This window comes from Micromonospora rosaria, from assembly GCF_001567585.1.
GTDB lineage: Bacteria > Actinomycetota > Actinomycetes > Mycobacteriales > Micromonosporaceae > Micromonospora > Micromonospora rosaria.
This window is the reverse complement of record NZ_LRQV01000181.1, coordinates 1-10,966: the sequence shown is the minus strand read 5'-3', so window position 1 is coordinate 10,966 and position 10,966 is coordinate 1. Positions and strand designations below refer to the sequence as shown.

The 10,966-nt window shown below is 74.9% G+C and carries 8 protein-coding genes; 5 read left to right on the top strand and 3 right to left on the bottom strand.

Annotation, left to right across the window (positions count from 1 at the left end):
• Positions 1-1,039, bottom strand: a 1,039-nt coding sequence (locus AWW66_RS29225; protein ID WP_157528111.1) for an enolase C-terminal domain-like protein, incomplete at its 3' end; no start/stop codon positions are given.
• 444 nt (positions 1,040-1,483) lie between these two features.
• Here AWW66_RS29225 and AWW66_RS29220 point away from each other — a divergent pair.
• From AWW66_RS29220 to AWW66_RS29200, 5 genes are all read left to right on the top strand, one after another.
• Positions 1,484-3,124, top strand: coding sequence for an ABC transporter substrate-binding protein (locus AWW66_RS29220; protein WP_067373105.1), 1,641 nt, complete (start codon positions 1,484-1,486; stop codon positions 3,122-3,124).
• A 1-nt stretch (position 3,125) separates the two neighbouring features.
• Complete coding sequence (locus AWW66_RS29215) at positions 3,126-4,139, top strand: ABC transporter permease (protein ID WP_067373102.1); 1,014 nt, start codon at positions 3,126-3,128, stop codon at positions 4,137-4,139.
• Entirely contained in the window at positions 4,136-4,960 is an 825-nt protein-coding gene (locus AWW66_RS29210) for an ABC transporter permease (protein ID WP_067373099.1), read from the top strand. Before AWW66_RS29215 ends, AWW66_RS29210 begins: the two co-directional genes overlap by 4 nt.
• The gene (locus AWW66_RS29205) at positions 4,960-6,816 is read left to right on the top strand and encodes an oligopeptide/dipeptide ABC transporter ATP-binding protein (RefSeq protein WP_067373097.1); all 1,857 of its coding nucleotides are present in this window, start codon (positions 4,960-4,962) and stop codon (positions 6,814-6,816) included. Before AWW66_RS29210 ends, AWW66_RS29205 begins: the two co-directional genes overlap by 1 nt.
• Before the next feature lie 172 nt (positions 6,817-6,988).
• Positions 6,989-7,591 carry a class I SAM-dependent methyltransferase gene (locus AWW66_RS29200; RefSeq protein WP_067373094.1) on the top strand — a complete coding sequence of 201 codons (603 nt, stop codon included), beginning with the start codon at positions 6,989-6,991 and terminating at the stop codon, positions 7,589-7,591.
• A gap of 15 nt (positions 7,592-7,606) precedes the next feature.
• Here the strand turns inward: AWW66_RS29200 and meaB are convergent, their stop codons facing one another.
• On the bottom strand, positions 7,607-8,626 hold the full coding sequence (gene meaB, locus AWW66_RS29195; RefSeq protein WP_245648535.1) for a methylmalonyl Co-A mutase-associated GTPase MeaB: 1,020 nt from the start codon (positions 8,624-8,626) through the stop codon (positions 7,607-7,609).
• Positions 8,623-10,842: a methylmalonyl-CoA mutase gene (gene scpA / locus AWW66_RS29190; RefSeq protein WP_067373091.1), complete on the bottom strand. Its 2,220-nt coding sequence runs from the start codon at positions 10,840-10,842 to the stop codon at positions 8,623-8,625. Before scpA ends, meaB begins: the two co-directional genes overlap by 4 nt.
• Between the last annotated feature and the right edge of the window lie 124 nt (positions 10,843-10,966).

Below are 10,966 nucleotides of genomic sequence, written 5' to 3'. Positions count from 1 at the left end.
TGGTCGCGGGGGCGCGGGGGGTCGGGGGGTGGGGCAGGACCCCGAGGCCGGGCGCGTCGCCCAGGACGATCCGCCCCCGGTCGAGCCCGAGGCCCCGGAAGGGGGGATCCCGCAGGAGGAACTGGCTGTCGAGGTCGATCCGGTGGGCCAGGGGTGCCAGCAGGGCGGCCTGGCTGAGCGCCAACTCCGACTCGCAGTTGCAGCTGAGCATCACCGCCAGGTCGAGTCGCCGGGCGGCCCGCATCACCCGCGCGGTGGCCCGGACGCCGCCGGACTTGGCCAGCTTGACCACCACCCCGTCGGCGAGGTGCCGGGCGGTGTGGACGCTGGCCACGTCGGTGCAGCCCTCGTCGAGGAAGACCGGCAGCCGGTCGGGCAGTTCCCGGTACCGGCGGTAGGCGTCGACGTCCCCCGTGGGGAAGGGCTGCTCGACGAGCTGGATGTCCAGCTCCCGCAGGCGCGGGGTCAGGTCCCGGGCCGTGTCGAAGTCCCACGCCTCGTTGGCGTCGATCCGGATCGGCAGGGTCGTCGCGGCCCGGACGGCGACGAGCCGCGCGAGGTCCCGGGCGTCGCGGACCTTCATCTTGAGCGCCCCCACCGGCGGCGCGGCGGCCACCGCCGCCAGGGTCCCGGGGGTGTCGGCGATGCCGATGGTGTGGCCGGTCGGCTGCGCCAGGGTGCGGGGCTGGCCGAAGAGCTGCCAGGTCGGTCGCCCGGCGACCCGGCCCAGCCAGTCGTGCACCGCGCCGTCGAGGGCCATCCGGGCGCCGACGGGGGCGTCCCAGTCCGCCACCCGGTCGAGGACCCGGTCGGGGTCCGACAGGTCGTCACCGAGGACCGTCGCCCCCTCGGCGTCGACCGCCTCGACGACCTCGTCGAGGTGCTCGCCGTGCGCCCAGGCCGGCGTTCCCTCGCCCTGGCCGGCGACGCCACGGTGCACGATCGTGGCGACGCAGGTGTCGATCGAGTCGTAGGCGAGGCGGGAGCTGCGGAAGGTGGTCAGCAGGCGCAGGGTCGTCCGGCGGACGCGCACTTCCATGGGTGTCAGCATGCCACGACACCCCCCTTGAATCCAGCACTGTCGATCACTGCCCGGAGTGGCCCCGGCACCGCCTCCGCTGCGGGGCGCGGCGGCACCGACGGCCGGGAACTTCCGGTGGATCTTTCCCGACCCATCACGTACCTGCCCAGGTCGGGCCGGTGCGTGACCGGGTGCCAGCAGGGAGGACCGTCCATTGTCGCCGACCGCCCCACCGTGGCTCTTGCCACCGGTTCGCGCCGACCACCACACTGATGACCTTGACGATCCGGTACCGGAGCCACTCCCCGGGCCACTCGACGGGCGCCGCCCGTCGGCCCCGACCAGCAGGACCCGACTCCCCCATCGACCGCTCCGTCGGCACCCCCACCGGTTCGTGGGGACACCGCCGACCTCCGGCCGGAACCGCCAGGTCACCGGTCCCGTTCCAGGAGGTGCCGCACCGTGTCACCACGTACCCGCCGCCGAGGCACACCCACCCTGCGGCTCCTCGCGGCGGGGCTGCTGCTCGCCGTCGCCGGCTGCTCTGCCGGCGGGGACGAGGCTCCGGCCGTGGACCAGCCCCGGACCGCCCCGGCGGTGACCATCGCCGTCGCCGGTGACGAGGGCACCCTGACCCCGTACACGTACACGACCGGGTATCCCGGCTACAACCTGCTGACCCTGGTCTTCGACACCCTGCTGACGCTGGACACCGGCAACCAGGTCACCCCGCTGCTGGCCACCGGGCTGACGACCAGCCCGGACAGCAGGGTCTTCACCCTGCCGCTGCGCAGCGACGTCACCTGGCACGACGGCAGACCGTTTACGGCCGACGACGTGGTGTTCACCATCGACTACTACCGCCAGCACGACACGGTGCGGTTCGCCGCCCCACTGGCCGGGGTGGACACCGTGCAGGTCCGCGACGGCGCGGTGGTCGTCACGCTCAGCCGTCCGGACCCGGAGTTCCCGGTCCGGCTCCTGGCGGACATGCCGATCCTGCCCCGGCACGTGTGGTCGACGATCACCGACCCGGAGCAGGCACCGGTCACCGCGGCGGTCGGCACCGGTCCGTACCGGCTGGCCAGCTACGAGCCGGACCGCCGGTACGAACTGACCGCCCACACCGGCTACCCGATCGGTACGCCGCGCGTCGAGAAGCTCACCGTGTCGGTCATTCCGGAGCAGCAGACCGCGCTGGCCGCGCTGCGCACCGGCGAGGTGCAGATGGTCGCCGGCACCGTACCGGCGAACCTGAAGGACCAGCTCGCCGGCCAGCGGGGCGTCACGGTGGCCACCGGATCCCACTTCGGCAGCACCCTGCTGGTCTTCAACGACGGCAAGGCCCCGTTCGACCGGGTCGAGGTGCGCCGCGCCCTCGCCGCGGCGATCGACACCACCGACCTGGTCGACACCATCCTGCTCGGCCAGGGCACCGTCGGCAGCCCCGGCTTCTGGCACCCGCAGGCCCCGGGCGCGGACACCGGCCTGCGGCACACCCACGATCCCGCCGCCGCCACCGCGGCCCTGGACGCCCTCGGCGCCGCCCCCGGCGCCGACGGGATCCGCGTCCTCGACGGCCGGCCCCTCGCCTTCGACCTGCTCGTCTACGCCAACAGCCCGGACCGTGTCCGGGCCGCGGAACTCATCAGCGAGATGCTCGGCACGGTCGGCGTCAAGGCGACCGTCCGGGCCATGGACGCCGACTCGGTCGACGCGAAGGTGTGGCCGGACTTCGACGTCGCCAAGGGACGTGACTTCGACCTCGCCCTGTGGGGCTGGTCCGCCCCGACGATGACCGACTACACCCGGCTCGCCGGGTTGGTCGCCAGCGATCCGAAGGTGGGCCGGCTGAACGTGACCGGCATCGTCGACCCCGAACTCGACGCCGCCGCCGCCGAACTGAACGCCACCACCACGCTGGCCGACCGGCAGGCCGCCGCCGGACGGCTGCAGCAGCTCATCGCGGCGAAGACCCCGTTCGTGACCCTGTACTACCCGGCCGGGGCCTACGCGTACCGCAGCGACGTCTTCGCCGGCTGGACCTACCAGCAGGGGGCGGGGCTGCTGCACCGGCACTCCCTCGTCGCGGGCAACGACTGAGATGACCACGACGTCGCGCCCGGCCCGCACCCGGACCGGGCTGGGCCGGGCCGCGCTGGGCCGGGCCGGCGGGTACCTGGCCGTGCTGGCGGTCGCGCTGACCATCACGTTCCTGCTGCCCCGGGCCCTGCCGGGCGGTCCGCTGCGGACCATCGGCGGCGCCGACGTCGGCGACCTGGACCCGGCCGCGCGGGCGCAGGTCGTCGCCGCCTACGGGCTGGACCGGCCGCTGCACGTCCAGTTCGGCCACTACCTGGCGGACCTGGTCCGGCTCGACTTCGGCACGTCGTTCACCGGCGGCCGTCCGGTCGTGCAGGCGATCGCCGACGCGCTGCCCTGGACGCTGCTGCTCGTGGGCACCAGCTTGCTGCTCACCGCCACCATCGGGGTGCTGCTCGGGGTGGTCGCCGGGCTGCGCCGACGACACGGCCGGGGCAACCTGCTGCTGGCCGGGGTGCTGCTGCTCGACGCCGCGCCCGCGTTCTGGGTCGGCATGCTCTGCATCCTGTTCTTCGGCGTGCACCTCGGGGCGCTCCCCACCTTCGGCGCCAGCACGCCGGGCCACACCGGGCTGGCCGCGGTCGGTGACCTCGCCGCCCACCTGGTGCTGCCCGTCGGGGTGCTGGTGGCCACCGGCATCGGGCAGTTCTTCCTGGTGACCCGCTTCTCGGTGGCATCGGCCCTGCACGCCCCGCACGTCGAGCACGCGCACGCCCGGGGCGTCCCGTACCGGCGGGTGGTCACCCGCCACCTGCTCCGGCCGGCCCTGCTGCCGGTGCACACCCAACTGATGATGGAGCTCGGCTGGCTGGTCGGTGGCGCGCTCGTCGTCGAGACCGTCTTCGCCTATCCCGGCCTGGGCCGGCTCACCTTCGACGCGATCCAGGGGCGTGACTACCCCATGATGCAGGGCACCTTCCTCACCCTCGTCGTCACCGTCCTGGCGATGAACGCCCTCGCCGACCTCACCTATCCGCTGCTCGATCCGCGCATCCGCGCCCGGAGCCGGTCGTGAGGGCGGGCCGGGTGGCCGGCGGGACCGGCATCGTGCTGCTGGGGGCCCTGGCCGTGGTCGCGGCCGTCGGGCCCTGGCTGCTGGGCACCGACGGCCGGGAGCGCGTCGCCCGGCCGTACGCGCCGCCGTCGGCCGAGCACTGGCTCGGCGCCGACGACCTCGGCCGGGACCTGTTCGCCCAACTCGTGATCGGCGCCCGGGGGTCGCTCGGCATCGCCCTGCTCGTGGCGGTGGCGGCCACCACCGTCGCGGCGCTGGTGGGAGGGCTCGCCGGGCTGGTGCCGCCGTGGGCCTCGGCGCTCGTCATGCGAAGCGTCGACCTGATCCTGGCGCTGCCCTTCCTGCCCCTGCTGATCCTCGCGGCGGCCTTCCTGGGGCCGAGCCTCGGCGTGCGGGCGGTGGTGGTGGCCGCCCTGCTCTGGGCCGGGCCCGCCCGGCTGGTCCGGGCCGGGGTCCTCGCCGCGTGGTCGCGCGGCCACCTCCAGGCCGCCCGGGCGATGGGCGCGTCCGCCTGGTACCTGCTGTGGCGGCACGCCTCGCCGGTCGTCGCGCCACTGCTCGTGCCGGTCTTCGTGCGGGCCGCGATGACCGCCATCGTCCTGGACGCCAGTCTCGCCTTCCTCGGTCTGGGTGACCCGACGCTCCCGAGCTGGGGCACCATGATCCACTGGGCGTCGGTGCGGGGTGCGATGCTCACCGACGCCTGGCTGTGGTGGGCGCTGCCCCCCGGCCTGGCGATCGTGGCCACCGTCACCGCCCTCGCCCTGGTCGGGGTGGCCACCGAGGACCGTCTCAACCCGACCCTCCGGCAGGCCCGCTGATGCTGACCGTCACCGACCTCACCGTCGTCTACCCCACCGGCCAGCCGGCCGCCCGCGGCGTCGACCTGACCGTCGCCGCCGGCGAGATCGTGGCGCTGGCCGGGGAGACCGGCTCCGGCAAGTCCACCGTCGCCAAGGCCCTGCTCGGGCTCCTGCCGGCGGGCTCCACGGTCACCGGCAGCGCCCGCCTCGACGATGTGGAACTCGTCGACCGCACCGGCCGCGACTGGTACGGCATCCGGGGCAGCCGGATCGGCATCGTGCCCCAGGGGGCGATGACCGGACTCAACCCGGTCCGCCGCGTCGGCGACCAGCTCGTCGAGATCGTCCGGCTGCACACCGGGGCGTCCCGGCCCGCCGCCATTGCCCGGACGGTCGACCTGCTCGGCCGGGTCCGGCTGCCGGCGGCCACCGCCCACGCCTACCCCCACCAGCTCTCCGGCGGGCAACGTCAACGGGTGGCCATCGCCCTGGCCCTGGCCGGTGAGCCCCGGCTCGTCGTCGCCGACGAGCCCACCACCGGACTCGACCTGGTCACCCAGAACCACCTCCTGGACCTGCTGGTCGACCTGCGTACCCGCAGCCAGGTCGGCATGCTGATCATCTCCCACGACCTGCCGGCGCTGCGCGGCGTCGCCGACCGGATCGCGGTCATGTACGCCGGCACGCTCGTCGAGTCCGGGCCGGCCACCGGCGCCGCCCACCACCCGTACACCCGGGGGTTGCTCGCGGCGACGCCGTCGCTGCGCCGGGACGTGGCCTGGACGAGCATCCCGGGCACCGCCCCGGCGCGGGCCGAGCTGACCCCGGGGTGTTCCTTCGCCGCCCGCTGCCCCTGGACGAGCGGGACCTGTCACACCGACCGGCCCTCGCCGGTGGCCCTCGGCCCGGCCGTGGTCACCTGCCACCAGCCGAGCGCCGACCGGCCGCTGCTGTTCCCCACCGTCGCGGTGCCACCGGCCCCCGCCGTGCCGCCCGCCCAGGGGCGACAGCCGGCGTCCCCCGACCCGGGCGCGGGCCACGGCGGCACCCGCAGTCCCGAGGCGGACCACGGCGGCCCCCGGGCGGGCAGCGGTGCACCCGTGGCGGTGCTGACCGGTGTGGGCCACGTCTACCGCAGCCGCCACCGCCGCACCACGGCGCTGGCCGGCGTGGACCTCCGGTTGTCGCCGGGGACGATCCTCGGCGTCGTCGGCGAGAGCGGCAGCGGCAAGAGCACCCTCGGGCAGATCCTGCTCGGCCTGCTGCGGCCCACCACCGGGCGGGTCGAGGTGGCCGGCACCGACCTGTCCCCGCTGCGCGGGCGGCGGCTGCGGGCCGTCCGCCACCGGCTCGGCTTCGTCGCCCAGGACCCCTACACCACCCTGCACCCGGCGATGCCGGTGGCGGACCTCGTCGCGGAGCCGCTGCGGATCGCCGGGGTCCCGGCCCGCCTGCACCCCGACCGGGTCCGGCGGGCCCTGCACCTGGCCGGTGCGCCCGCCGACCTGCTCGACAGCCGGCCCGATCAGCTCTCCGGCGGTCAGCGCCAGCGCGTCGCCATCGCCCGGGCCCTCGTCGGCGAACCCGTGCTGCTGATCGCCGACGAGGCCACCTCGATGCTCGACGTCTCCACCCGCGCCGGGATCGCCTCGACCCTGCGGCACCTCGCCGACACGATCGGCCTGGCCGTCCTGTTCATCACCCACGACCTCGGCGAGGCCGTCCAGGCCTGCGACCGGATCGTCGTCCTACACGAGGGCGTACCGGTGCAGCAGGGGCCTCCCCGCGACGTCATCGACCGGCCCCGCCCCGGCTACCCGGCCGACCTGGTGGCCGCCGCCCACCGGCACCTCGGCCCGGACCCGGTGGGCTGACCCTGCGGGTCGCGGCCGGCACGGGGGTGCGTCGTCGGCCGACCGGGTCCACGGTGTGCCGTTCCGGCAAAAGAACTTGTCGGCCGGGCCCGGCCGGGGGCAGGTTCGGGGCGACGGGTGGTCACCGGTAGCGGGGCCCCGGCCCGTCACCCACCAGCGAGGAGAGCAGACGATGGACGCCCAGTTCTGGGACGAGCGGTACCGCAGCCGGGACCAGTTGTTCAGCGGCGCACCCAACGGGGTGCTCGTCACCGAGGTCACCGACCTGCCGCCCGGACACGCCCTCGACGTGGGCTGCGGCGAGGGCGGCGACGCACACTGGCTGGCCCGGCGCGGCTGGCGGGTCACCGCCCTCGACATCTCCCCGGTCGCCCTGCGCCGCGCCGCCGCCGGGGGCGCGGACGTCGCGGACCGGGTGACGTGGACACCGGTCGACCTGACCCGCACCGCACCCCCGGCCGGCGCGTTCGACCTGGTGTCCGCCCAGTACTTCCCGCTCCCCCGGCAGCCGGACCACACCGCGCTGCGCGGCCTGCTGGACGCCGTCGCGCCCGGCGGCACCCTGCTCGTCGCCGGCCACGACCTCGCCGACCTGCCACCGGACCGGGAGTCCGACCTCGACCCCCACGACTTCTACCAGCCCCACGACATCGCCGGGCTGCTCGACCGGGACTGGACGATCCTGGTCGACGAGACCCGCCCCCGGACCGCGCCGGCCCCCGCCGGGACGCACCACACCCACGACACCGTCCTGCGCGCGCGACGGCTGCGGTGACCCGGCGTCGGCCGGTCAGCCCGGTTCGGCGGAGGCGTCGACGGGCCGGGCGAACCCGGCCAGCAGCCGCTCGGCGGCGAGCGCCGGGGTGAGGGTGCCCTCGACGACCTGCCGCTCCACCGTCGGGGCGAGCGCCCGCACCTCGGGGTGGGTACGCAGCCGGTCGAGCACCTCGGCCCGGACCATCGCCCAGACCCAGCCGATCTGCTGACGCCGCCGGCGCTCGGCGAGGTCACCGCTGGCGTCCAGAGTGTCCTGGTGCTGGCGGATCTGCCGCCACACGTCGTCGAGGCCGGTCTCGTCGAGCGCGCTGCAGGTGACCACCGGCGGCTGCCAGCCACCGTCGGGCGGGTGCAGCAGCCGCAACGCCCCGGCGAGTTCCCGGGCGGCGCGGCGGGCGTCGGTCACGTGCGGCCCGTCCGCCTTGTTGACGGCGATGACGTCGGCGAGCTCCAGGACCCCCTTCTTGATGCCCTGGAGCTGGTCGCCGGTGCGGGCGAGGGTGAGCAGCAGGAACGAGTCAACCATCTCCGACACGGCGGTCTCGGACTGGCCGACGCCGACGGTCTCCACCAGCACCACGTCGTACCCGGCGGCCTCGACCACCACGATCGCCTCCCGGGTGGCCGTGGCGACCCCACCGAGGGTGCCGGCGGTCGGCGAGGGCCGGATGAACGCCGCCGGGTTCGTGGCGAGCCGGGCCATCCGGGTCTTGTCGCCGAGGATGCTGCCGCCGGTGCGGGTGGAGGACGGGTCGACCGCCAGCACCGCCACCCGGTGCCCGTCGGCGGTCAGCCGGCTGCCGAGGGCGTCGATGAAGGTGGACTTGCCGACCCCCGGCACCCCGGTGATGCCGACCCGGCGGGCGCCTCCGGCGAACGGGGTGAGCGCGACCAGCAGCCGCTGCGCCGCCGCCCGGTGGTCGGGGCGGGTGGACTCGACCAGGGTGATGGCGCGGGCGATCCAGGCCCGCGAGCCGGCGCGCACCCCCTCGACGTACGCCTCGACCGGGGGGATGCGCCCGCCGCCGCTCACGCGGCCCCGTGGCCGAGCCGTCGGGACAGCTCGGCGAGCAGGTCCAGCGCGGCCTCCGCGACCACGGTGCCCGGCGGGAAGATCGCCGAGGCGCCCGCCGCGCGCAGCGCGTCGAAGTCCTGCGGCGGGATCACCCCACCCACGATGATCATGATGTCGTCGCGGTCCAGGGCGGCCAGCTCGTCGCGCAACGCCGGCACCAGGGTGAGATGCCCGGCGGCCAGGCTGGAGACGCCGACGACGTGCACGTCGGCCTCCATCGCCTGCCGGGCCACCTCGGCCGGGGTCTGGAACAGCGGGCCCACGTCGACGTCGAAGCCGAGGTCGGCGAAGGCGGTGGCGATCACCTTCTGGCCCCGGTCATGGCCGTCCTGCCCCATCTTGGCGACCAGGATGCGGGGCTGGCGTCCCTCGGCGACGGCGAACGCCGCCGTGGCGTCCCGGACCCGCCCGATGGCCGACACTGCTCCCGCCTCGTTCCGGTACACCCCGGAGATGGTACGGATCTGCGCGGCGTGCCGGCCGTACACCTTCTCCAGCGCGTCGGAGATCTCCCCGACGGTGGCCTTGGCGCGCGCCGCGTCGACCGCCAGCGCGAGCAGGTTGCCGTCGAGCCCCGGCCCCCGGGTGCCGTCGAGCGCGGCACCGGCCGCCCGGGTCAGCGCCTCCAGCGCCGCGGTGCACGCCGCCTCGTCCCGGTCCGCGCGCAGCCGGCGCAGCTTCTCCACCTGCTGCGCCCGGACCGCCCGGTTGTCGACCTTCAGGACGTCGATCGGCTCGTCGGCGTCGGGGCGGTACTTGTTGACCCCGATCACCGGCTGCCGGCCGGAGTCGATCCGCGCCTGGGTACGGGCGGCGGCCTCCTCGATCCGCAGCTTCGGGATGCCCTCGTCGATCGCGCGGGCCATCCCCCCGGCCGCCTCCACCTCGGCGATGTGCTGCCAGGCGCGGGCGGCCAGGTCGTGGGTGAGCCGCTCGACGTACGCGCTGCCACCCCACGGGTCGATCGCCCGGGTGGTACCCGACTCCTGCTGCAGCACCAGTTGCGTGTTGCGGGCGATGCGGGCGGAGAAGTCGGTCGGCAGCGCCAGCGCCTCGTCGAGGGCGTTGGTGTGCAGCGACTGGGTGTGCCCCTGGGTGGCGGCCATCGCCTCCACACAGGTGCGGATCACGTTGTTGAACACGTCCTGCGCGGTCAGCGACCAGCCGGAGGTCTGGCAGTGGGCGCGCAGGCTCAGCGACTTCGGGTTCGTCGGGCCGAAGTCGCGGACCAGCCGGGCCCAGAGCAGCCGGGCCGCCCGCAGCTTCGCCACCTCCATGAAGAAGTTCATGCCGATCGCCCAGAAGAACGACAACCGGGGCGCGAAGGCGTCCACGTCCAGCCCGGCGTCGCGCCCCGCGCGCAGGTACTCCACCCCGTCGGCGAGGGTGTACGCCAACTCCAGGTCAGCGGTCGCACCGGCCTCCTGGATGTGGTAGCCGGAGATGGAGATGGAGTTGAACCGGGGCATCCGCGCCGAGGTGTAGGCGAAGATGTCGGAGATGATCCGCATCGACGGCTGCGGCGGATAGATGTACGTGTTGCGGACCATGAACTCCTTGAGGATGTCGTTCTGGATGGTGCCGGAGAGCTGCTCCGGCGCCACCCCCTGCTCCTCGGCGGCGAGAATGTAGAGCGCCAGCACCGGCAGCACCGCGCCGTTCATCGTCATCGACACGCTCATCCGGTCCAGCGGGATGCCGTCGAAGAGCTGCCGCATGTCGTGGATCGAGTCGATGGCCACCCCGGCCATGCCCACGTCCCCGGCGACCCGGGGGTGGTCGGAGTCGTACCCCCGGTGGGTGGGCAGGTCGAAGGCGACCGACAGGCCCTTCTGGCCGGCGGCCAGGTTGCGCCGGTAGAAGGCGTTCGACTCCTCGGCGGTGGAGAAGCCCGCGTACTGGCGGATCGTCCACGGCTGGGTGGTGTACATGGTCGGGTACGGGCCGCGCAGGTACGGGGCGATGCCCGGGTACGTGCCGAGGAAGTCCAGCCCGGCCCGGTCGGCGGCGGTGTACAGCGGCGCGACGGCGACGCCCTCCGGCGTCTGCCAGGTGAGCGCCTCGGGGTCACCGCCGGTCTCGGCGCGCACCGCGTCGCGCCACCGGCCGAGGTCGGCGGCGGCGGGCGGGTCGCCGAGCGGCAGGTCGGAGAAGTCGGGAATCCGAGCGCCCATCACGCCACCCCCAGGTCACGTAGCGTCGTCTCCAGCGCCGCGACGGCGTCGCAGCCCGTGTAGAGGTAGTCGTCCACACCGGAGTGACCGGCGGGCCGACCGGCCAGCCAGACCCGGGTCGCGC